Genomic DNA, 20,642 nt, shown 5'->3' with positions numbered 1-20,642 from the left:
ATGTTACAACCAAAGCGTACAAAATTCCGTAAAGTGCACAAAGGCCGCAACCGTGGTCTGGCGCAGGGTACGGATGTTAGCTTCGGCACTTTCGGTCTGAAAGCTGTTGGCCGTGGTCGTCTGACTGCACGTCAGATCGAAGCAGCACGTCGTGCTATGACCCGTGCAGTTAAGCGTCAAGGTAAGATCTGGATCCGTGTATTCCCGGACAAACCGATCACCGAGAAGCCGCTGGAAGTTCGTATGGGTAAAGGTAAAGGTAACGTGGAGTACTGGGTTGCCTTGATTCAGCCGGGTAAAGTCCTGTATGAAATGGACGGTGTACCGGAAGAGCTGGCCCGTGAAGCATTCGGCCTGGCAGCAGCGAAACTGCCGATCAAAACCACCTTTGTAACTAAGACGGTGATGTAATGAAAGCAAAAGAGCTGCGTGAAAAAAGCGTTGAAGAGCTGAACGCTGAGCTGCTGAACCTGCTGCGTGAGCAGTTCAACCTGCGCATGCAGGCTGCAAGTGGCCAGCTGCAACAGACTCATCTGCTGAAGCAAGTGCGTCGTGATGTTGCACGCGTTAAGACTTTACTGACTCAGAAGGCGGGTGCGTAATGACCGATAAAATCCGTACTCTGCAAGGTCGCGTAGTTAGCGACAAAATGGAGAAATCCATTGTTGTTGCTATCGAACGTATGGTGAAACACCCGGTTTACGGTAAATTCATCAAACGTACGACCAAACTGCACGTACATGACGAGAACAACGAATGCGGTATCGGCGACAAGGTTGAAATCCGCGAATGCCGTCCGCTGTCCAAGACTAAGTCCTGGACGCTGGTTCGCGTTGTAGAGAAAGCGGTTCTGTAATAGAGTACGCATTCTCGATACGGATAAACGGCTCAGCGATGAGCCGTTTATTTTTTCTACCCATATCTGGTTTGTGGTGTTATAATGCCGCGCCCTCGATATGGGGCTTTTTAACGACCCTAATTTTCGGGTCTCAGTAGTAGTTGACATTAGCGGAGCACTAAAATGATCCAAGAACAGACTATGCTGAACGTCGCCGACAACTCCGGTGCACGTCGCGTAATGTGTATCAAGGTTCTGGGTGGCTCGCACCGTCGCTACGCAGGCGTAGGCGACATCATCAAGATCACCATCAAAGAAGCAATTCCGCGTGGTAAGGTCAAAAAAGGTGATGTGCTGAAGGCGGTAGTGGTGCGCACCAAGAAGGGTGTTCGTCGCCCGGACGGTTCTGTCATTCGCTTCGATGGTAATGCATGCGTTATTCTGAACAATAACAGCGAGCAGCCTATCGGTACGCGTATTTTTGGGCCGGTAACTCGTGAACTTCGTACCGAGAAGTTCATGAAAATTATCTCTCTGGCACCAGAAGTACTCTAAGGAGCGAATCATGGCAGCGAAAATCCGTCGTGATGACGAAGTTATCGTGTTAACCGGTAAAGATAAAGGTAAGCGCGGTAAAGTTAAGAATGTCCTGTCTTCCGGCAAGGTCATTGTTGAAGGTATCAACCTGGTTAAGAAACACCAGAAGCCGGTTCCGGCTCTGAACCAACCAGGCGGCATCGTTGAAAAAGAAGCTGCAATTCAGGTTTCTAACGTTGCAATCTTCAATGCGGCAACCGGCAAGGCTGACCGTGTAGGCTTTAGATTCGAAGACGGTAAAAAAGTCCGTTTCTTCAAGTCTAACAGCGAAACTATCAAGTAATTTGGAGTAGTACGATGGCGAAACTGCATGATTACTACAAAGACGAAGTAGTTAAGAAACTCATGACTGAGTTTAACTACAATTCTGTCATGCAAGTCCCTCGGGTCGAGAAGATCACCCTGAACATGGGTGTTGGTGAAGCGATCGCTGACAAGAAACTGCTGGATAACGCAGCAGCTGACCTGGCAGCAATCTCCGGTCAAAAACCGCTGATCACCAAAGCACGCAAATCAGTTGCAGGCTTCAAAATCCGTCAGGGCTATCCGATCGGCTGTAAAGTAACTCTGCGTGGCGAACGCATGTGGGAGTTCTTTGAGCGCCTGATCACTATTGCTGTACCGCGTATTCGTGACTTCCGCGGCCTGTCCGCTAAGTCTTTCGACGGTCGTGGCAACTACAGCATGGGTGTCCGTGAGCAGATCATCTTCCCAGAAATCGACTACGATAAAGTCGACCGCGTTCGTGGTTTGGATATTACCATTACCACTACTGCGAAATCTGACGAAGAAGGCCGTGCTCTGCTGGCTGCCTTTGACTTCCCGTTCCGCAAGTAAGGTAGGGTTACTTAATGGCTAAGCAATCAATGAAAGCACGCGAAGTAAAGCGCGTGGCTTTAGCTGATAAATTCTTCGCTAAACGCGCTGAACTGAAAGCTATCATCTCTGATGTGAACGCAACCGACGAAGATCGTTGGAATGCCGTTCTCAAGCTGCAGACTCTGCCGCGTGATTCCAGCCCGTCTCGTCAGCGTAACCGCTGCCGTCAAACAGGTCGTCCGCATGGTTTCCTGCGGAAGTTCGGGTTGAGCCGTATTAAGGTCCGTGAAGCCGCTATGCGCGGTGAAATCCCGGGTCTGAAAAAGGCTAGCTGGTAATTGTCACCAATTGAATCACGGGAGTAAAGACAGATGAGCATGCAAGATCCGATCGCGGATATGCTGACCCGTATCCGTAACGGTCAGGCCGCGAACAAAGCTGCGGTCACCATGCCTTCCTCCAAGCTGAAAGTGGCAATCGCCAACGTGCTGAAGGAAGAAGGTTTTATCGAAGATTTTAAAGTTGAAGGCGACACCAAGCCTGAACTGGAACTTACTCTCAAGTATTTCCAGGGCAAAGCTGTTGTAGAAAGCATTCAGCGTGTCAGCCGCCCAGGTCTGCGCATCTATAAGAAAAAAGATGAGCTGCCGAAAGTTATGGCCGGTCTGGGTATCGCAGTTGTTTCTACCTCTAAAGGTGTTATGACTGATCGTGCAGCGCGCCAGGCTGGTCTTGGTGGCGAAATTATCTGCTACGTAGCCTAATCGGAGGAAAAAATGTCTCGTGTTGCTAAAGCACCGGTCGTTGTTCCTGCCGGCGTTGATGTAAAAATCAACGGTCAGGTTATTACGATCAAAGGTAAAAACGGCGAGCTGACTCGTACTCTCAACGATGCTGTTGAAGTTAAACATGCAGATAATGCACTGACCTTCGGTCCGCGTGATGGTTACGCAGACGGTTGGGCTCAGGCTGGTACCGCGCGTGCCCTGCTGAACTCAATGGTTATCGGTGTTACCGAAGGCTTCACTAAGAAGCTGCAGCTGGTTGGTGTAGGTTATCGTGCAGCGGTCAAAGGGAATGTAGTAAACCTGGCTTTAGGTTTCTCTCACCCGGTTGATCATCAGCTGCCTGCGGGTATCACTGCAGAATGTCCGACTCAGACTGAAATCGTGCTGAAAGGCGCTGATAAGCAGGTGATCGGCCAGGTTGCAGCAGATCTGCGCGCCTACCGTCGTCCTGAGCCTTACAAAGGCAAGGGTGTTCGTTACGCCGACGAAGTCGTGCGTACCAAAGAGGCTAAGAAGAAGTAAGGTAACACTATGGATAAGAAATCTGCTCGTATCCGTCGTGCGACCCGCGCACGCCGCAAGCTCCAGGAGCTGGGCGCAACTCGCCTGGTGGTACATCGTACCCCGCGTCACATTTACGCACAGGTAATTGCACCGAATGGTTCTGAAGTTCTGGTAGCTGCTTCTACTGTAGAAAAAGCTATCGCTGAACAACTGAAGTACACCGGTAACAAAGACGCTGCAGCAGCTGTGGGTAAAGCTGTCGCTGAACGCGCTCTGGAAAAAGGCATCAAAGATGTTTCCTTTGACCGTTCCGGGTTCCAATATCATGGTCGTGTCCAGGCACTGGCAGATGCTGCCCGTGAAGCTGGCCTTCAGTTCTAAGGTAGAGGTGTAAGATGGCTCACATCGAAAAACAAGCTGGCGAACTGCAGGAAAAGCTGATCGCGGTAAACCGCGTATCTAAAACCGTTAAAGGTGGTCGTATTTTCTCCTTCACAGCTCTGACTGTAGTAGGCGATGGTAACGGTCGCGTTGGTTTTGGTTACGGTAAAGCGCGTGAAGTTCCAGCAGCGATCCAGAAAGCGATGGAAAAAGCCCGTCGCAATATGATTAACGTCGCGCTGAACCACGGCACCCTGCAGCACCCGGTTAAGGGTACTCACACGGGTTCTCGTGTATTCATGCAGCCGGCTTCCGAAGGTACCGGTATCATCGCCGGTGGTGCAATGCGCGCCGTTCTGGAAGTCGCTGGGGTTCGTAACGTTCTGGCTAAAGCGTATGGTTCCACTAACCCGATTAACGTGGTTCGTGCAACTATCGACGGTCTGGAAAACATGAAGTCCCCGGATATGGTCGCTGCCAAGCGTGGTAAATCCGTTGAAGAAATTCTGGGGAAATAAACCATGGCAAAGACTATTAAAATTACTCAAACCCGCAGTGCAATCGGTCGTCTGCCGAAACACAAGGCAACGCTGCTTGGCCTGGGTCTGCGTCGTATTGGTCACACCGTAGAGCGCGAGGATACTCCTGCTGTTCGTGGTATGGTCAACGCGGTTTCCTTCATGGTTAAAGTTGAGGAGTAAGAGATGCGTTTAAATACTCTGTCTCCGGCCGAAGGCTCCAAAAAGGCGGGTAAACGCCTGGGTCGTGGTATCGGTTCTGGCCTCGGTAAAACCGGTGGTCGTGGTCACAAAGGTCAGAAATCTCGTTCTGGCGGTGGCGTACGTCGCGGTTTCGAGGGTGGTCAGATGCCTCTGTACCGTCGTCTGCCGAAATTCGGCTTCACTTCTCGTAAAGCGATGATCACCGCAGAGATCCGTCTCTCCGATCTGGCTCACGTAGAAGGCGATGTAGTAGACCTGAACGCGCTGAAAGCGGCTAACATTATCGGTGTCCAGATCGAGTTCGCGAAAGTGATCCTGTCTGGTGAGGTAACTCGTCCGGTAACTGTTCGTGGCCTGCGTGTGACTAAAGGTGCTCGTGCTGCTATCGAAGCTGCTGGCGGTAAAATTGAGGAATAAGTAGCAGATGGCTAAACAACCGGGATTAGATTTTCAAAGTGCCAAAGGTGGCCTTGGCGAACTGAAACGCAGACTTCTGTTTGTGGTCGGTGCGCTGATAGTGTTCCGTATTGGCTCTTTTATTCCGATCCCTGGTATTGATGCCGCTGTACTTGCCAAACTGCTTGAGCAACAGCGAGGCACCATCATTGAAATGTTCAACATGTTCTCTGGTGGTGCTCTCAGCCGTGCTTCTATCTTTGCGCTGGGGATTATGCCGTACATTTCGGCATCGATCATCGTGCAGCTGCTGACGGTGGTTTATCAACCGCTGGCGGAACTGAAGAAAGAAGGGGAGTCTGGTCGTCGTAAGATCAGCCAGTACACCCGCTACGGTACTCTGGTGCTGGCGATATTCCAGTCGATCGGTATTGCTACCGGTCTGCCGAATATGCCTGGTATGCAAGGCCTGGTGATTAATCCAGGCTTTGCATTCTATTTCACCGCTGTTGTCAGTCTGGTCACAGGGACTATGTTCCTGATGTGGCTCGGCGAACAGATCACTGAACGTGGTATCGGTAACGGTATCTCGATCATTATCTTCGCCGGTATCGTTGCGGGACTCCCGCCGGCCATCGCCCATACTATCGAGCAAGCGCGTCAAGGCGACCTGCACTTCCTCCTGTTGCTGTTGGTTGCAGTATTAGTATTTGCAGTGACCTTCTTTGTTGTATTCGTTGAGCGTGGTCAACGCCGCATTGTGGTAAACTACGCGAAACGTCAACAGGGTCGTCGTGTCTATGCTGCACAGAGCACACATTTACCGCTGAAAGTGAATATGGCGGGGGTAATCCCGGCAATCTTCGCTTCCAGTATTATACTGTTCCCGGCAACCATCACGTCATGGTTCGGGGGTGGTACTGGTTGGAACTGGCTGACAACAATTTCGCTGTATTTGCAGCCTGGGCAACCGCTTTATGTGTTACTCTATGCGTCTGCAATCATCTTCTTCTGTTTCTTCTACACGGCGTTGGTTTTCAACCCGCGTGAAACAGCAGATAACCTGAAGAAGTCCGGTGCATTTGTACCAGGAATTCGTCCGGGAGAGCAAACGGCGAAGTATATCGATAAAGTGATGACTCGCCTGACTCTGGTTGGTGCGTTGTACATTACTTTTATCTGCCTGATCCCGGAGTTCATGCGTGACGCGATGAAAGTGCCGTTCTACTTCGGTGGGACCTCGCTGCTTATCGTTGTTGTCGTGATTATGGACTTTATGGCTCAAGTGCAAACTCTGATGATGTCCAGTCAGTATGAGTCTGCATTGAAGAAGGCGAACCTGAAAGGCTACGGCCGTTAAAACTGGTCGCCCGAGAAGTTACGGAGAGTAAAAATGAAAGTTCGTGCTTCCGTCAAGAAATTATGCCGTAACTGCAAAATCGTTAAGCGTGATGGTGTCATCCGTGTGATTTGCAGTGCCGAGCCGAAGCATAAACAGCGCCAAGGCTGATTTTTTCGCATATTTTTCTTGCAAAGTTGGATTGAGCTGGCTAGATTAGCCAGCCAATCTTTTGTATGTCTGTACGTTTCCATTTGAGTATCCTGAAAACGGGCTTTTCAGCATGGTGCGTACATATTAAATAGTAGGAGTGCATAGTGGCCCGTATAGCAGGCATTAACATTCCTGATCACAAACATACCGTTATCGCTTTAACCGCTATTTTCGGTATCGGCAAAACCCGTTCTAAAGCCATCTGCGCTGAAACGGGCATCGCTGAAAATGTTAAGATCAGTGAGCTGTCTGAAGAACAAATTGATATTCTGCGTGAAGCAGTAGGTAAATTTGTCGTTGAAGGTGATCTGCGCCGTGAAATCACCCTGAGCATCAAGCGTCTGATGGACCTTGGTTGCTACCGTGGTTTGCGTCATCGTCGTGGTCTCCCGGTTCGCGGTCAGCGTACCAAGACCAACGCACGTACCCGTAAGGGTCCGCGTAAACCGATCAAGAAATAATCGGGGTGATTGAATAATGGCAAAGGCACCAATTCGTGCACGTAAGCGTGTAAGAAAACAAGTCTCTGACGGCGTGGCTCATATCCATGCTTCTTTTAACAACACCATCGTTACCATCACTGATCGTCAGGGTAACGCACTGGGTTGGGCAACAGCCGGTGGTTCCGGTTTCCGTGGTTCTCGCAAATCCACTCCGTTCGCAGCTCAGGTTGCAGCAGAGCGTTGCGCAGAAGCCGTAAAAGAATACGGCATCAAGAATCTGGAAGTTATGGTCAAAGGTCCGGGTCCGGGTCGCGAATCTACCATTCGTGCACTGAACGCCGCTGGTTTCCGCATCACTAATATTACTGATGTGACTCCGATCCCTCATAACGGTTGTCGTCCGCCGAAAAAACGTCGCGTATAACGCTGCGTTTTCCAGGTTAGTTGGAGAAAGAAAATGGCAAGATATTTGGGTCCTAAGCTCAAGCTGAGCCGTCGTGAGGGCACCGACTTATTCCTTAAGTCTGGCGTTCGCGCGATCGATACCAAGTGTAAAATTGAACAAGCTCCTGGCCAGCACGGTGCGCGTAAGCCGCGTCTGTCTGACTATGGTGTGCAGTTGCGTGAAAAGCAAAAAGTTCGCCGTATGTACGGTGTGCTGGAGCGTCAGTTCCGTAACTACTATAAAGAAGCAGCACGTCTGAAAGGCAACACCGGTGAAAACCTGTTGGCTCTGCTGGAAGGTCGTCTGGACAACGTTGTATACCGTATGGGCTTCGGCGCCACTCGTGCTGAAGCACGCCAGCTGGTTAGCCACAAAGCGATTATGGTAAACGGTCGTGTTGTTAACATCGCTTCTTATCAGGTTAAAGCGAATGACGTTGTCAGCATTCGTGAGAAAGCGAAAAAGCAATCTCGCGTGAAAGCCGCTCTGGAGCTGGCTGAGCAGCGTGAAAAGCCAACCTGGCTGGAAGTTGATGCTGGCAAGATGGAAGGTACGTTCAAGCGTCAGCCGGAGCGTTCTGATCTGTCTGCGGACATTAACGAACACCTGATCGTCGAGCTTTACTCCAAGTAAAGCTTAGTACCAAAGAGAGGACACAATGCAGGGTTCTGTGACAGAGTTTCTAAAACCGCGCCTGGTCGATATCGAGCAAGTGAGTTCGACGCACGCCAAGGTGACCCTTGAGCCTTTAGAGCGTGGCTTCGGCCATACTCTGGGTAACGCACTGCGCCGTATTCTGCTCTCATCGATGCCGGGTTGCGCGGTGACCGAGGTTGAGATTGATGGTGTACTGCACGAGTACAGCACCAAAGAAGGCGTTCAGGAAGACATCCTTGAAATCCTGCTCAACCTGAAAGGGCTGGCGGTGAGAGTTCAGGGTAAAGATGAAGTCATCCTTACTTTGAATAAATCTGGCATTGGCCCTGTGACCGCAGCCGACATTACCCACGACGGTGATGTCGAAATCGTCAAGCCGCAGCACGTGATTTGCCACCTGACTGATGAGAACGCTGCTATTAGCATGCGTATCAAAGTTCAGCGCGGTCGCGGTTATGTGCCGGCTTCTGCCCGAATTCATTCGGAAGAAGATGAGCGCCCAATCGGCCGTCTGCTGGTCGACGCCTGCTACAGCCCTGTAGAGCGTATTGCCTACAATGTTGAAGCTGCGCGTGTAGAACAGCGTACCGACCTGGACAAGCTGGTCATCGAAATGGAAACCAACGGCACAATCGATCCTGAAGAGGCGATTCGTCGTGCGGCAACCATCCTGGCTGAACAACTGGAAGCTTTTGTTGACCTACGTGATGTACGTCAGCCAGAAGTGAAAGAAGAGAAACCAGAATTCGATCCGATCCTGCTGCGCCCTGTTGACGATCTGGAATTGACTGTCCGCTCTGCTAACTGCCTCAAGGCAGAAGCTATCCACTATATCGGTGATCTGGTACAGCGTACCGAGGTTGAGTTGCTGAAAACGCCGAACCTGGGTAAAAAATCTCTTACTGAGATTAAAGACGTGCTGGCTTCCCGTGGACTGTCTCTGGGCATGCGCCTGGAAAACTGGCCACCAGCAAGCATTGCTGACGAGTAACCGGATCACAGGTTAAGGTTTTACTGAGAAGGATAAGGTCATGCGCCATCGTAAGAGTGGTCGTCAACTGAACCGCAACAGCAGCCATCGCCAGGCTATGTTCCGTAACATGGCAGGTTCGCTGGTTCGTCATGAAATCATCAAGACGACCCTGCCGAAAGCGAAAGAACTGCGTCGCGTAGTTGAGCCGCTGATTACTCTTGCCAAGACTGATAGCGTTGCTAATCGTCGTCTGGCATTCGCCCGCACTCGTGATAACGAGATCGTGGCAAAACTGTTTAACGAGCTGGGCCCGCGTTTCGCGAGCCGCGCCGGTGGTTACACTCGCATTCTGAAGTGTGGCTTCCGTGCAGGCGACAACGCGCCGATGGCATACATCGAGCTGGTTGATCGTGCTGAGCCGAAAGCAGAAGCTGCTGCAGAGTAATCTGTAGTAACGTAAAAAAACCCGCCCTGGCGGGTTTTTTTATATCTACCCCATCCCCATTTCACTACACTATCTGTACTCTTTTTGTTCATCCCCTGGAGCCGTAGAATGTGGTTGCTGGATCAGTGGGCGGAACGTCATATCCTCGATGCCCAAACCAAAGGTGAGTTCGATAATTTACCCGGCAGCGGAGAACCGCTGACTCTCGATGACGATTCACATGTGCCGACGGAGTTGCGGGCAGGCTATCGCCTTCTGAAAAATGCAGGATGTCTTCCTCCGGAACTGGAGCAACGCAAAGAAGCGTTGGCTCTGGCAGATTTACTGAACGGCGTCCGTCAGGACGATCCGCGTCATGCCGAACTTAGCAAACGCCTTGCCCTGCTCGAGCTGAAGTTACGTCAGGCAGGTCTGAACACCGACTTTTTACGCGGTGAGTACGCCGATGCGTTGCTGCAAAAAATAAATCAGGAGTAAATATGTATCGTATTGGTGAATTGGCAAAACTGGCTGACGTGACGCCTGATACCATCCGCTACTATGAAAAGCAGCAGATGATGGATCATGACATACGCACCGAGGGAGGATTTCGTCTGTACTCGGATAACGATCTTCAACGGCTGCGCTTTATTCGTTATGCCCGACAACTGGGTTTCACCCTGGAAGCGATCCGCGAATTATTGTCGATCCGCATCGATCCGGAGCATCATACCTGTCAGGAGTCGAAAGGGATCGTTCAGGCGCGATTAAGTGAAGTTGAGGCGCGGATTAAAGAGCTACAGACGATGCGCCGCTCTCTGCAGCGGCTCAACGATGCCTGTTGCGGCACTGCCCACAGCAGCGTTTACTGTTCTATCCTTGAGGCCCTTGAACAAGGGGCCAGCAACGGCAATGGCGGACGTTGATTTTTTAAACGCGCGGATCTACACTCGCGCCGAGTTTATACATATACCGGAGTAACTATGAGTCGCTATCAGCATACTAAAGGACAAATTAAAGATAACGCCATTGAGGCACTTCTCCACGATCCGTTATTCAGGCAGCGCGTAGAGAAAAACAAGAAAGGGAAAGGAAGCTATCAACGTAAAGATAAACATGCAGGAAGGGTTGATCGGGAGGCCAGTGGCAAGCAAGCGAATCGCTTTTTTACCACTGGCCTTCTGCTTTCTCTGCTGATTAAGAACGGTTGTTTTGTTCTTTCAGCAGATCGCGAATTTCGCTCAGCAGAACTTCTTCTTTAGAGGGAGCTGGCGGTGCCGCCGGAGCCTCTTCTTTCTTACGATTTAACTTATTCATCAATTTAATCGCCATGAAGATGGCAAACGCGACGATGATGAAATCGAAAACGTTTTGAATGAATACCCCATAATGCATCACCACAGCCGGGACATCGCCCTGGGCATCACGTAGCGTGACGGCAAACTGTTTAAAATCGATCCCGCCAATCAACAGGCCGAGTGGCGGCATAATAATATCCGCGACCAGTGATGAAACAATTTTACCGAATGCTGCACCGATGATCACACCCACTGCCAAATCGACAACGTTCCCGCGCATCGCGAATTCGCGAAACTCTTTTAAAAAACTCATTTTATTCTCCTTGTGCCAGCTGACGTTGTAAGTTTAACAAATGTATTTTCATTTGCCATTCCCAGCAGATAGTTACTGCAAAATATTAACCTTTGAATAATAAGGGATAATAAAAAGGCGCCTGTTCGGCGCCCTGGGAATTACAGGAAGAAAGGACTTGGCTGGAACAGCCTTTCGACATCGGAAATAAACTTCTTATCGGTCAAAAACATGATCACATGGTCGCCCTGCTCGATCCGTAGATTATTATTGGCGATCATCACGTCATTGCCCCGCACGACGGCGCCGATGATCGTGCCCGGTGGAAGTTTGATCTCATCGATCGAACGCCCGACTACCCGGGAGGTGCTCTCATCGCCGTGCGCGACTGCCTCAATCGCTTCTGCAACGCCGCGGCGCAAGGAGGAGACGCCGACAATATCGGCTTTACGGACATGACTGAGGAGTGCGGAAATTGTGGCCTGCTGAGGCGAAATCGCAATATCGATGACGCTACCCTGGACCAGATCCACGTAGGCTCTGCGCTGGATTAGCACCATCACTTTTTTTGCGCCCATTCGCTTGGCCAACATAGCCGACATAATATTGGCTTCGTCGTCGTTAGTGACGGCAATAAACAGGTCCACCTGGTCAATATGCTCTTCAGCCAACAGCTCCTGGTCCGATGCATCCCCGTAGAAGACGATAGTATGCTGCAGCTTTTCCGCCAGCTCAGCGGCCCGCTGCTGATTACGTTCGATAAGCTTAACGCTGTAATCTTTTTCCAGCTTATGGGCCAGACCCGCGCCAATATTGCCCCCGCCGACCAGCATAATACGCTTATACGGCTTTTCCAGTCGCTGCAGTTCGCTCATGACCGCGCGAATATGCTGCGAGGCGGCAATAAAGAAGACTTCATCTCCGGCCTCGACAATCGTCGAGCCCTGCGGGCGGATGGGGCGATCGTGGCGGAAAATGGCGGCCACGCGCGTATCGATATGCGGCATATGCTCCCGCATAGTGGATAAGGCATTCCCCACCAGCGGGCCACCATAATAGGCTTTTACTACCGCGAGACTGACTTTTCCTTCGGCGAAGTTCACGACCTGCAGCGCGCCGGGATATTCGATCAGACGGTGGATGTTGTCGATGACCAGTTGTTCCGGAGCGATTAAGTGATCGATGGGTACCGCTTCAGAGTTGAAGAGCTTTTCCGCATCACGAACGTAATCAGGCGCACGAATACGCGCTATGCGGTTTGGCGTATTGAACAATGAGTAAGCGACCTGGCAGGCCACCATGTTGGTTTCGTCCGAACTAGTGACCGCTACCAGCATATCGGCATCATCGGCTCCCGCCTCGCGCAGTACGCGAGGGTGAGAGCCATGCCCCTGGACGACACGCAGGTCGAACTTATCCTGCAGGCTGCGCAGACGGTCGCCATTGGTATCAACCAGCGTAATATCATTGTTCTCGCCGACGAGGTTTTCCGCCAGCGTGCCGCCGACCTGGCCGGCGCCCAGAATAATAATCTTCATCTGCAGTAACCCATTAGTTCCGACGTTTGATTAGCTTAGCGTAAAAGAAGCCATCACCTTCTTCCACGCCCGGCAGATTTTGCTGCCCGGGGCTCGCCGGCGTGCCGGTTGCGTGAAGTTCTGCATCCGGAGTTCGCGCGAGGAAGGCGGCAATTTGCTGACTGTTCTCTTCCGGCAGAATAGAACAGGTTGCGTAAACCAGCGTGCCGCCTGGCTTCAGGTGCCCCCAGATGGCATTGAGGATCTCGGCCTGCAGTTGGGCTAACTCGGCGATATCCCGATCCCGGCGCAGCCATTTGATATCCGGATGGCGGCGAATAACGCCGGTTGCGGAGCAGGGAGCATCCAGCAGAATACGATCGAACTGCTCATTGCCACACCACTGCTCAGGGAAGCGACCATCGCCCTGTTTTACTTCCGCTTTTACACCCAGACGCTTCAGGTTGTCATAGACGCGGGACAGACGCTGTTCATCAATATCCACTGCCATAACCTGAGCCTGGGGAGCGACTTCCAGAATATGCGTCGTCTTCCCGCCCGGCGCGGCGCAGAGATCGAGAATGCGTTCGCCGTTTTCCGGCTGCAGATAACGTATACAGCCCTGGGCCGAGGCGTCCTGGACGGTCACCCAGCCTTCGGCAAAGCCTGGTAACGCGTGGACCGGGGCAGGGGTGGCCAAGCGTACGGCGTCCGGATAATCAGGGTGGGTAAAGCCCTCTAAACCGGCCTCGTTAAGCAGGGCAAGCCACTCATCCCGGGAATGATGGTTGCGGTTAACGCGCAGCCACATCGGCGGGCGCTGGTTGTTCGCCTCGACGATCTCCTGCCACTGCTGCGGCCAGGCCTGCTGCAGGCGTTTCAGCAGCCATTTGGGATGAAGATAGCGGTTTTCATGCTCAGCAAATTCGGCTAACAACGCTTCCTGCTGGCGCTGGAACTGGCGTAGCACGCCGTTGATCAGCCCTTTAAGCTGCGGGCGTTTAATGGCCACCGCGCCTTCTACCGTTTCCGCCAGCGCGGCATGCGGGGGAATGCGGGTGTAGAGTAACTGATAGAGACCAACCATGATCAGAAAGTGCACGGTGCGCTGTTTGCCGGTCATCGGACGCGCCATTAGCTTGCTGATAAGCCACTCCAGCTGGCTTAGAGTACGTAGTACACCAAAGCACAACTCCTGCAGTAGCGCTTTATCTTTATCGCTGACTTTCTGCTGTAGAGGGGGCAGTACGTTGCTTAAAGACTGCCCTTTTTCAACAACTTGTTCGATAGCCTGGGCGGCCAGGCTGCGTAAATTTATATTCTTTTTCATAAGCGCAAAAATAAAAATGCCCGGCGAACCCGGGCTTCAGAAGAGACGACCGTCAGGCGAGACGGGTGCCAGGGATAAACCACTCCCGGCGGGAATTGAGTAAGTCCTGGGCGCTCATCGCTTTTTTACCCGCAGGCTGTAGCGACTCCAGGCTGAGGATCCCATCCCCCGTGGCGACCTGAATACCCTGTTTGGTTGCTGCCACGATAGTACCCGGTTCGGCGTGAGCGGCTTCGGCGATGACCGATGCCCGCCACACTTTTACCGGTTGTCCGTCAATTTCCAGCCAGCTCATTGGCCACGGATTAAACGCGCGGATGCAGCGTTCCAACTGCGCAGCGGAAAGCGACCAATCGATACGAGCCTCTTCTTTACTCAGCTTTTCGGCATGGCACACCAGCGATTCATCTTGTACTTCAGGCCGTGCGGTGCCGTTGGCCAGCTGGGCTAACGTTGCCAGCAGCCCCTGAGGGCCGAGCTCGGCCAGCTTATCGTACAGGCTGCCGCTGGTATCCTCTGCGGTAATGGGGCAGGAAAGCTTATACAGCATATCCCCCGTATCAAGGCCGACGTCCATCTGCATGATGGTTACGCCAGTTTCGCTATCCCCCGCCCACAGTGAACGCTGAATTGGCGCTGCGCCACGCCAGCGCGGTAGCAGCGAGCCGTGAACGTTGATACAGCCCAGACGGGGCATCTCCAGCACCGCTTTAGGCAGAATCAGACCGTACGCCACTACCACCATAATATCGGCTCCGAGATCGGCGACTAACCGCTGGTTATCCTGCGGACGCAGGGAGGATGGCTGGAACACAGGTAAGTTATGGGCTTCTGCCAGCACTTTTACCGGGCTTGGCATCAATTTTTTGCCGCGACCAGCAGGGCGATCAGGCTGAGTGAATACGCCAACAACCTGATGTTCAGACGACAGCAGCGCATCAAGATGACGCGCTGCAAAATCAGGGGTGCCGGCGAAAATGATACGTAGTGATTGTGACACGGTATTCCTTGTTATCAGGCACGGGAACGTAAACGATCCAGTTTCTCTACCTTCTGACGAATGCGCTGTTGTTTGAGTGGTGACAGATAGTCAATAAACAGTTTGCCGACCAGGTGATCCATCTCATGCTGGATACAGATAGCCAGCAGGCCATCGGCCTCCAGTTCAAACGGCTTACCATTGCGATCCAGTGCCCGGATCTTCACTTTTTCCGCACGCGGCACCAGGGCGCGCTGTTCAGGAATAGACAAGCAGCCTTCTTCAATACCGGTTTCGCCATCTTTCTCCAGCATTTCCGGGTTAATTAATACCAGCTGCTCTTCACGATTTTCCGACACATCAATAACGATAATGCGCTGATGGATATCGACCTGGGTTGCGGCCAGACCGATGCCTTCCTCGGCGTACATGGTGTCGAACATATCATCGACGATACGCTGAATTTCCGCATTCACTTCTTTGACCGGCTCGGCGACTTTGCGAAGGCGCTCGTCCGGAATATGTAACACTTGCAAAACTGCCATAAAGTTCCAGAGTCGTATTCAGGAGTTGATAAGATTATTAGCTCTATTCTAGACAAAACCCCCTGCAATTGACAGTCTCACTGTCCAATCGCAAAGATTGTCAATACCGCTTATGGCAGGGGGTAAGGATGACGCCCGACGAGATTTGGCTGCGGCTGATGAAGGTCAGTAGCTTGTATGGCGACAGGATGGTAGAGGTCGCTCAGCGCTTATGCGCAGCCGCCAGCGTTGATCGTGAAGCGCTGCATGCCGTCGGGATGACCGCGGCGCAGGCAAAGTTATTTTTCCGGCTTGACGAGCATGAGCTTGACGAGACGCGGCGCTGGCTGGAACAACCGGATCATCATCTGTTACGGGGTGACGATCCGCGCTATCCATTGCGGTTAAAGGCTATCGCTGATTACCCCGGCGCGTTGCTGGTCAGCGGCGACCTCGCCCTGCTTCACAGCGCGCAGCTTGCCGTTATTGGCAGTCGCTCGCACTCCTGGTATGGCGCCCGCTGGGGGAAACTGTTCAGCGAAACGCTGGCGCATAAAGGGATTACCATCACCAGTGGGCTGGCGTTAGGCATTGACGGGGTCGCGCACCGCGGCGCGCTGGCAGCGGAGGGTAAAACTATCGCGGTACTGGGCAATGGGCTGAGTCAGGTGTATCCGCGGCGCCATGCAACCCTCGCCCGGCAGATCATCGACAATGGCGGTACGCTGGTATCTGAATTTCCACTCATTACGCCGCCGCTTCCCGCACATTTCCCCAGACGCAACCGGATTATCAGCGGCTTAAGCCTGGGCGTGCTGGTGATTGAGGCGGCGTTGCGAAGCGGATCGCTAGTCACCGTCCGCTGCGCCCTGGAGCAGGGAAGGGATGTGTTCGCCCTGCCTGGCCCGATAGGCAATCCGGGATCGGAAGGCCCGCACTGGTTAATTAAGCAAGGCGCGGTGCCAGTGACCTCGCCAGAGGATATTGTGGAATACTGGCATAACGAGCTGGCCTGGCTGACTGATACGTCTGATTCGATAAATATTTGCGTCGATCAGCCGTCTGTAGCATTGCCATTTCCGGAGCTCCTGGCTAACGTAGGAGATGAGGTAACACCTGTTGACGTTGTCGCTGAACGTGCCGGCCAATCTGTGCCAGTAACCGTAGCTCAGCTACTTGAACTGGAGTTAGCAGGCTGGATCGCAGCTGTACCCGGCGGCTATGTCCGATTAAGGAGGGCAAGCCATGTTCGACGTACTCATGTATTTGTTTGAAACTTACATCCATAGCGAAGCAGAAATGCGCGTGGATCAGGACAAACTGACGCGGGATCTTACCGATGCGGGTTTTGAGCGGGAAGACATCTATAACGCGTTAATGTGGCTCGAGAAACTGGCTGATTATCAGGAGGGTCTCGTTGAACCCATGCAGCTCGCTTCCGACCCGCTCTCTCTTCGGGTATATACCGAAGAGGAGTGCCAGCGTCTGGATGCCAGTTGCCGGGGGTTTTTACTCTTCCTCGAGCAGATTCAGGTGTTGAACCTCGAAACGCGAGAAATGGTGATAGAGCGCGTACTGGCGCTGGATACGGCAGAATTTGAGCTGGAAGACCTGAAATGGGTCATCCTGATGGTACTGTTCAATATCCCGGGCTGTGAAAACGCCTATCAGCAAATGGAAGAATTACTCTTCGAAGTAAATGAAGGTATGCTGCATTAATCTTTTTGCAGCAACATCGAGTTGTTATGACCAAATCAGCACTGTTTTCGGTGCGTAAAAATGAGCCCTGCCCGCAGTGCGGGGCCGAACTGGTGATCCGTTCCGGGAAACATGGCCCGTTTCTCGGCTGTTCGCATTATCCGGACTGTGACTATATTCGTCCCCTGAAAAGCCAGGCGGACGGGCATATCGTTAAGGTGCTGGAGGGGCAAGAGTGCCCATCGTGCAGTGCGGTTATGGTGTTACGCCAGGGGCGTTTTGGGATGTTCATTGGCTGTAGCCGCTATCCGGAATGTGAACATACCGAGCTGATTGATAAACCCGATGAGACGGCTATCGCTTGCCCGCAGTGCGGACAAGGCCATCTGGTCCAGCGTCGTTCCCGTTTCGGTAAAACCTTTCACTCCTGCGATCGCTATCCTGATTGCCAGTTCGTTATCAATTTTAAACCGGTGGCGGGCGAATGCCCTGAATGCCATTACCCGCTGTTAATAGAAAAGAAGACGGCGCAGGGGCTCAGACGCTTCTGTGCCAGTAAACAATGTGGAAAGCCGATCCCGGCGGAATAAATCAGTGAACAATAACCTGCCCTCAGAAGCCGTCGCCCATGCCGTGGCGGTCCTGAAAAATGAACATGTCATCGCCTATCCCACCGAAGCCGTGTTTGGCGTCGGCTGCGACCCTGACAGCGAAACGGCCGTTATGCGCCTGCTGGAGCTGAAGCAGCGTCCCGTTGAGAAAGGATTGATCCTTATCGCCGCCAGCTTTGAGCAACTGAAGCCCTATATTGATGATTCACGGTTAAGTGACTCACAGCGGGAAGCCATCTTCTCTTGCTGGCCGGGACCGGTGACGTTTGTATTCCCGGCGCGTCCTGAAACGCCGCGCTGGCTGACAGGACGTTTTGATTCACTGGCCGTACGCGTGACTAACCATCCGCTGGTAATCGAATTGTGCGAAGCCTACGGAAAACCACTGGTTTCGACCAGCGCCAATCTCACCGGGCAACCACCGTGCCGTACTACCGCAGAGGTCCATGCTCAGTTTGGCGACAGCTTCCCGGTGGTGGATGGCGCCACGGGCGGCCGGCAAAACCCATCTGAAATCCGTGATGCCCTGACGGGTGAACTGTTCCGCCAGGGGTGAACCATGGAAACCTATGCCGTTTTTGGTAATCCGATCGCGCACAGCAAGTCGCCTGCTATTCATCAGCTGTTTGCCCGCCAGTTAGGAATTACTCATCCTTATGGACGTGTACTGGCGCCGCTGGACGATTTTGTCTCTTCTCTGAATCAGTTCTTTGCAGAAGGAGGAAAGGGGGCCAACGTCACCGTTCCTTTTAAAGAGGAAGCCTTTGCGCGTGCCGACGAACTGACAGAACGCGCAGCGCTGGCGGGAGCAGTAAACACCCTGAAACGCCTGGAAGATGGCCGTTTACTGGGGGACAACACCGACGGTATTGGTCTTCTGAGCGATCTGGAACGCCTGGGATTCATTAAGCCACGCCAACGGATCCTGCTGGTTGGTGCTGGTGGGGCATCTCGCGGGGTTCTTTTGCCGCTTCTGTCGCTGGGATGCGCCGTCACGATCGTGAATCGCACCTATTCTCGTGCCCGTGAGTTAGCCACTCTCTTCGCCCATACCGGGAGCGTTAGCGCAAGGGAGATGGATACCTTATCCGGGGAAACATTCGATCTGATCGTCAATGCGACGTCCAGTGGAATAGACGGTGATGTACCAGCTATCCCGGCATCTATTGTCAACGCTGACGTATATTGCTATGACATGTTTTACCAGAAAGGGCCGACACCGTTTCTTCACTGGTGCCAGCAATATGGCGCAGTCCACTGTGCCGATGGGCTGGGAATGCTGGTGGCGCAAGCCGCCCATGCTGTTCTGCTATGGCACGGCGTTCTGCCGGCTATCGCTCCGGTCATTGAAACGCTGCAGCAGGAACTGAATGCATGAATCAGGCGATTCAGTTTCCTGACCGGGAATCATGGGATGCCGAACGGCAGGGCGTGGTTTTTCCCGCGCTGGTGAATGGGATGCAATTAACCTGCGCAATTTCAGGGCAAATCTTGCAGCAGCGTTTCGGCGCAGAGGGGCCAGCGCAGTGGCTGGCCGCCTTCCAGGAACATCGTTGGGATCTAGAGGAAGAGGCAGAAGCATTGATCCGCGATGGTCAGGAAGATGCTCAGGGCTGGATCTGGTTATCCTGATCCAGGTACTCATTTTTCCATTTCACATAGTTATTTGCTGAATACTTGAGTCCTTCCCGTTCCGCCTCTGTCAGGGGGCGGATCTGTTTGACCGGATTGCCAAAGTAAAGGTAGCCGCTTTCCAGCTGTTTGTTCTGCGGAACCAGACTGCCCGCACCAATCATGACGTCATCGCCAACGACGACACCATCTAATAAGATCGAACCCATACCAACCAGTACGCGGTTGCCGATAGTGCAGCCGTGGAGCATCACTTTATGACCAACAGTTACATCCTCACCAATGATCAGCGGATTTCCCTCCGGCTTATAAGAGGACTTATGGGTCACATGGAGAACGCTACCGTCCTGAATATTGCTGCGTTGACCTATCGATACATAGTTGACGTCGCCGCGAATGGCCACCAGAGGCCAGACGCTGACGTCATCGGCAATTCTGACATCGCCGATGACAACGCTGGATGCGTCAATCATGACGCGAAGACCGATTTGTGGGAAAAATGCTTTGTAGGGGCGCAGCTGAGCAGACATATAGACCTCAAAATACGGGAACGTAAGAAGACTTTGGTGGCTTTTATCTCCCTGTGCAACCCCTGAAAACGGTGAAAATTGAGCAAATCGTGCAATTACACGGCGAAAAGGGTGAAAAATCACCATTCAGAAAAAAAGATCGAAAAAAGGCTTGTGCAAAAAAATGGGATCCCTATAATGCGCACCCACTGACACGGCAGATGTGAATCACTTCACACAAACAGCCGGTTCGGTTGCAGAGAAAAATCCTGAAAAACGGGTTGACTCTGAAAGAGGAAAGCGTAATATACGCCACCTCGAGACAGAGCGCTAAAGCGCGTCGCAACTGCTCTTTAACAATTTATCAGACAATCTGTGTGGGCACTCAAAGTGACATGGGTTCTTAACGTCCTCGGACGAAAAATGAATACCAAGTCTCAAGAGTGAACACGTAATTCATTACGAAGTTTAATTCTTTGAGCATCAAACTTAAATTGAAGAGTTTGATCATGGCTCAGATTGAACGCTGGCGGCAGGCCTAACACATGCAAGTCGAGCGGTAGCACAGAGAGCTTGCTCTCGGGTGACGAGCGGCGGACGGGTGAGTAATGTCTGGGAAACTGCCTGATGGAGGGGGATAACTACTGGAAACGGTAGCTAATACCGCATAACGTCGCAAGACCAAAGTGGGGGACCTTCGGGCCTCATGCCAT

The 20,642-nt window shown here is 52.5% G+C and carries 35 protein-coding genes and 1 rRNA gene; 30 read left to right on the top strand and 6 right to left on the bottom strand.

What is annotated here, in order from left to right:
* The 23 genes from rplP (at position 1) to HMPREF1024_RS28835 (ending at position 10,801) form a co-directional block, all read left to right on the top strand.
* Positions 1-411 carry a 50S ribosomal protein L16 gene (gene rplP, locus HMPREF1024_RS12600; protein WP_002919759.1) on the top strand — a complete coding sequence of 137 codons (411 nt, stop codon included), beginning with the start codon at positions 1-3 and terminating at the stop codon, positions 409-411.
* On the top strand, positions 411-602 hold the full coding sequence (gene rpmC / locus HMPREF1024_RS12605; RefSeq protein WP_002919754.1) for a 50S ribosomal protein L29: 192 nt from the start codon (positions 411-413) through the stop codon (positions 600-602). The genes rplP and rpmC overlap by 1 nt, the downstream gene beginning before the upstream one ends.
* Complete coding sequence (gene rpsQ, locus HMPREF1024_RS12610) at positions 602-856, top strand: 30S ribosomal protein S17 (RefSeq protein ID WP_002919751.1); 255 nt, start codon at positions 602-604, stop codon at positions 854-856. Before rpmC ends, rpsQ begins: the two co-directional genes overlap by 1 nt.
* A 165-nt stretch (positions 857-1,021) precedes the next feature.
* A complete protein-coding gene (rplN, locus tag HMPREF1024_RS12615) occupies positions 1,022-1,393 on the top strand; it encodes a 50S ribosomal protein L14 (RefSeq protein WP_002919748.1) in 372 nt (123 codons plus the stop codon).
* A 10-nt stretch (positions 1,394-1,403) separates the two neighbouring features.
* Complete coding sequence (gene rplX / locus HMPREF1024_RS12620) at positions 1,404-1,718, top strand: 50S ribosomal protein L24 (protein WP_000729185.1); 315 nt, start codon at positions 1,404-1,406, stop codon at positions 1,716-1,718.
* Between the two features lie 14 nt (positions 1,719-1,732).
* Positions 1,733-2,272 carry a 50S ribosomal protein L5 gene (gene rplE / locus HMPREF1024_RS12625; RefSeq protein WP_001096200.1) on the top strand — a complete coding sequence of 180 codons (540 nt, stop codon included), beginning with the start codon at positions 1,733-1,735 and terminating at the stop codon, positions 2,270-2,272.
* 14 nt (positions 2,273-2,286) lie between these two features.
* Entirely contained in the window at positions 2,287-2,592 is a 306-nt protein-coding gene (rpsN, locus tag HMPREF1024_RS12630) for a 30S ribosomal protein S14 (RefSeq protein WP_002919667.1), read from the top strand.
* Positions 2,593-2,625: 33 nt separating this feature from the next.
* Positions 2,626-3,018 carry a 30S ribosomal protein S8 gene (gene rpsH / locus HMPREF1024_RS12635; RefSeq protein WP_002919665.1) on the top strand — a complete coding sequence of 131 codons (393 nt, stop codon included), beginning with the start codon at positions 2,626-2,628 and terminating at the stop codon, positions 3,016-3,018.
* Positions 3,019-3,030: 12 nt separating this feature from the next.
* The gene (rplF, locus tag HMPREF1024_RS12640; protein ID WP_002919662.1) at positions 3,031-3,564 is read left to right on the top strand and encodes a 50S ribosomal protein L6; all 534 of its coding nucleotides are present in this window, start codon (positions 3,031-3,033) and stop codon (positions 3,562-3,564) included.
* 9 nt (positions 3,565-3,573) lie between these two features.
* Positions 3,574-3,927 (top strand): 50S ribosomal protein L18, encoded by a 354-nt coding sequence (gene rplR / locus HMPREF1024_RS12645; RefSeq protein WP_000358960.1) that lies wholly within the window; start codon positions 3,574-3,576, stop codon positions 3,925-3,927.
* A gap of 14 nt (positions 3,928-3,941) precedes the next feature.
* Positions 3,942-4,445, top strand: a complete 504-nt coding sequence (rpsE, locus tag HMPREF1024_RS12650) for a 30S ribosomal protein S5 (RefSeq protein WP_002919545.1) — start codon at positions 3,942-3,944, stop codon at positions 4,443-4,445.
* A 3-nt stretch (positions 4,446-4,448) separates the two neighbouring features.
* Entirely contained in the window at positions 4,449-4,628 is a 180-nt protein-coding gene (gene rpmD / locus HMPREF1024_RS12655) for a 50S ribosomal protein L30 (protein ID WP_001140434.1), read from the top strand.
* 3 nt (positions 4,629-4,631) lie between these two features.
* The gene (rplO, locus tag HMPREF1024_RS12660; protein WP_002919516.1) at positions 4,632-5,066 is read left to right on the top strand and encodes a 50S ribosomal protein L15; all 435 of its coding nucleotides are present in this window, start codon (positions 4,632-4,634) and stop codon (positions 5,064-5,066) included.
* A gap of 7 nt (positions 5,067-5,073) precedes the next feature.
* Entirely contained in the window at positions 5,074-6,405 is a 1,332-nt protein-coding gene (gene secY, locus HMPREF1024_RS12665; protein WP_002919515.1) for a preprotein translocase subunit SecY, read from the top strand.
* Positions 6,406-6,438: 33 nt separating this feature from the next.
* Positions 6,439-6,555, top strand: coding sequence for a 50S ribosomal protein L36 (rpmJ, locus tag HMPREF1024_RS28840; RefSeq protein WP_000868187.1), 117 nt, complete (start codon positions 6,439-6,441; stop codon positions 6,553-6,555).
* 146 nt (positions 6,556-6,701) lie between these two features.
* A complete protein-coding gene (gene rpsM / locus HMPREF1024_RS12670; protein WP_002919259.1) occupies positions 6,702-7,058 on the top strand; it encodes a 30S ribosomal protein S13 in 357 nt (118 codons plus the stop codon).
* Between the two features lie 16 nt (positions 7,059-7,074).
* Positions 7,075-7,464: a 30S ribosomal protein S11 gene (gene rpsK / locus HMPREF1024_RS0126570; protein ID WP_002919257.1), complete on the top strand. Its 390-nt coding sequence runs from the start codon at positions 7,075-7,077 to the stop codon at positions 7,462-7,464.
* Positions 7,465-7,497: 33 nt separating this feature from the next.
* Complete coding sequence (gene rpsD, locus HMPREF1024_RS12675) at positions 7,498-8,118, top strand: 30S ribosomal protein S4 (protein ID WP_002919224.1); 621 nt, start codon at positions 7,498-7,500, stop codon at positions 8,116-8,118.
* Positions 8,119-8,143: 25 nt separating this feature from the next.
* A complete protein-coding gene (rpoA, locus tag HMPREF1024_RS12680; protein ID WP_002919219.1) occupies positions 8,144-9,133 on the top strand; it encodes a DNA-directed RNA polymerase subunit alpha in 990 nt (329 codons plus the stop codon).
* Between the two features lie 40 nt (positions 9,134-9,173).
* Positions 9,174-9,560 carry a 50S ribosomal protein L17 gene (gene rplQ, locus HMPREF1024_RS12685; protein ID WP_002919206.1) on the top strand — a complete coding sequence of 129 codons (387 nt, stop codon included), beginning with the start codon at positions 9,174-9,176 and terminating at the stop codon, positions 9,558-9,560.
* Positions 9,561-9,668: 108 nt separating this feature from the next.
* The gene (locus HMPREF1024_RS12690) at positions 9,669-10,037 is read left to right on the top strand and encodes a DUF1992 domain-containing protein (protein ID WP_009308687.1); all 369 of its coding nucleotides are present in this window, start codon (positions 9,669-9,671) and stop codon (positions 10,035-10,037) included.
* Between the two features lie 2 nt (positions 10,038-10,039).
* Positions 10,040-10,465: a Zn(2+)-responsive transcriptional regulator gene (gene zntR, locus HMPREF1024_RS12695; protein WP_004185894.1), complete on the top strand. Its 426-nt coding sequence runs from the start codon at positions 10,040-10,042 to the stop codon at positions 10,463-10,465.
* Between the two features lie 57 nt (positions 10,466-10,522).
* Positions 10,523-10,801, top strand: a complete 279-nt coding sequence (locus HMPREF1024_RS28835; RefSeq protein ID WP_004188380.1) for an alternative ribosome-rescue factor A — start codon at positions 10,523-10,525, stop codon at positions 10,799-10,801.
* Here the strand turns inward: HMPREF1024_RS28835 and mscL are convergent.
* From mscL to def, 5 genes are all read right to left on the bottom strand, one after another.
* Positions 10,737-11,150: a large-conductance mechanosensitive channel protein MscL gene (gene mscL, locus HMPREF1024_RS12700; protein WP_004145325.1), complete on the bottom strand. Its 414-nt coding sequence runs from the start codon at positions 11,148-11,150 to the stop codon at positions 10,737-10,739. The genes HMPREF1024_RS28835 and mscL overlap by 65 nt on opposite strands.
* 140 nt (positions 11,151-11,290) lie before the next feature.
* The gene (gene trkA / locus HMPREF1024_RS12705; RefSeq protein ID WP_002919153.1) at positions 11,291-12,667 is read right to left on the bottom strand and encodes a Trk system potassium transporter TrkA; all 1,377 of its coding nucleotides are present in this window, start codon (positions 12,665-12,667) and stop codon (positions 11,291-11,293) included.
* A 13-nt stretch (positions 12,668-12,680) separates the two neighbouring features.
* Positions 12,681-13,976, bottom strand: coding sequence for a 16S rRNA (cytosine(967)-C(5))-methyltransferase RsmB (gene rsmB, locus HMPREF1024_RS12710; protein ID WP_009308685.1), 1,296 nt, complete (start codon positions 13,974-13,976; stop codon positions 12,681-12,683).
* A gap of 52 nt (positions 13,977-14,028) precedes the next feature.
* Entirely contained in the window at positions 14,029-14,976 is a 948-nt protein-coding gene (fmt, locus tag HMPREF1024_RS12715) for a methionyl-tRNA formyltransferase (protein WP_004150007.1), read from the bottom strand.
* A gap of 14 nt (positions 14,977-14,990) precedes the next feature.
* Positions 14,991-15,500 (bottom strand): peptide deformylase, encoded by a 510-nt coding sequence (gene def / locus HMPREF1024_RS12720; RefSeq protein WP_004150006.1) that lies wholly within the window; start codon positions 15,498-15,500, stop codon positions 14,991-14,993.
* 128 nt (positions 15,501-15,628) lie between these two features.
* Here def and dprA point away from each other — a divergent pair, with 128 nt between their 5' ends.
* From dprA to HMPREF1024_RS12750, 6 genes are read left to right on the top strand one after another with little or no spacing between them, the layout of a single operon-like run.
* Complete coding sequence (gene dprA / locus HMPREF1024_RS12725; protein WP_009308684.1) at positions 15,629-16,753, top strand: DNA-protecting protein DprA; 1,125 nt, start codon at positions 15,629-15,631, stop codon at positions 16,751-16,753.
* Positions 16,725-17,198, top strand: a complete 474-nt coding sequence (gene smg, locus HMPREF1024_RS12730) for a DUF494 family protein Smg (protein WP_002919137.1) — start codon at positions 16,725-16,727, stop codon at positions 17,196-17,198. Before dprA ends, smg begins: the two co-directional genes overlap by 29 nt.
* A gap of 26 nt (positions 17,199-17,224) precedes the next feature.
* Positions 17,225-17,767 (top strand): type I DNA topoisomerase, encoded by a 543-nt coding sequence (locus tag HMPREF1024_RS12735; RefSeq protein ID WP_009308683.1) that lies wholly within the window; start codon positions 17,225-17,227, stop codon positions 17,765-17,767.
* Between the two features lie 4 nt (positions 17,768-17,771).
* On the top strand, positions 17,772-18,344 hold the full coding sequence (tsaC, locus tag HMPREF1024_RS12740; RefSeq protein ID WP_002919132.1) for an L-threonylcarbamoyladenylate synthase type 1 TsaC: 573 nt from the start codon (positions 17,772-17,774) through the stop codon (positions 18,342-18,344).
* A gap of 3 nt (positions 18,345-18,347) precedes the next feature.
* Entirely contained in the window at positions 18,348-19,166 is an 819-nt protein-coding gene (gene aroE, locus HMPREF1024_RS12745) for a shikimate dehydrogenase (RefSeq protein WP_002919126.1), read from the top strand.
* A complete protein-coding gene (locus HMPREF1024_RS12750) occupies positions 19,163-19,420 on the top strand; it encodes a DUF1488 domain-containing protein (protein WP_002919125.1) in 258 nt (85 codons plus the stop codon). Before aroE ends, HMPREF1024_RS12750 begins: the two co-directional genes overlap by 4 nt.
* Here the strand turns inward: HMPREF1024_RS12750 and HMPREF1024_RS12755 are convergent.
* Positions 19,396-19,950, bottom strand: a complete 555-nt coding sequence (locus HMPREF1024_RS12755) for a gamma carbonic anhydrase family protein (protein ID WP_002919123.1) — start codon at positions 19,948-19,950, stop codon at positions 19,396-19,398. The two genes, HMPREF1024_RS12750 and HMPREF1024_RS12755, sit on opposite strands and share 25 nt — an antisense overlap.
* Positions 19,951-20,420: 470 nt before the next feature.
* Here HMPREF1024_RS12755 and HMPREF1024_RS0126565 point away from each other — a divergent pair.
* A 16S ribosomal RNA gene (locus HMPREF1024_RS0126565) occupies positions 20,421-20,642 on the top strand; the annotation flags it as partial.

This window comes from Klebsiella sp. 4_1_44FAA (assembly GCF_000238715.1).
Classification (GTDB): Bacteria; Pseudomonadota; Gammaproteobacteria; order Enterobacterales; family Enterobacteriaceae; genus Klebsiella; species Klebsiella pneumoniae.
Note: the sequence above shows the minus strand (reverse complement) of the source record. Positions and strands in the feature narration are given on the sequence as shown.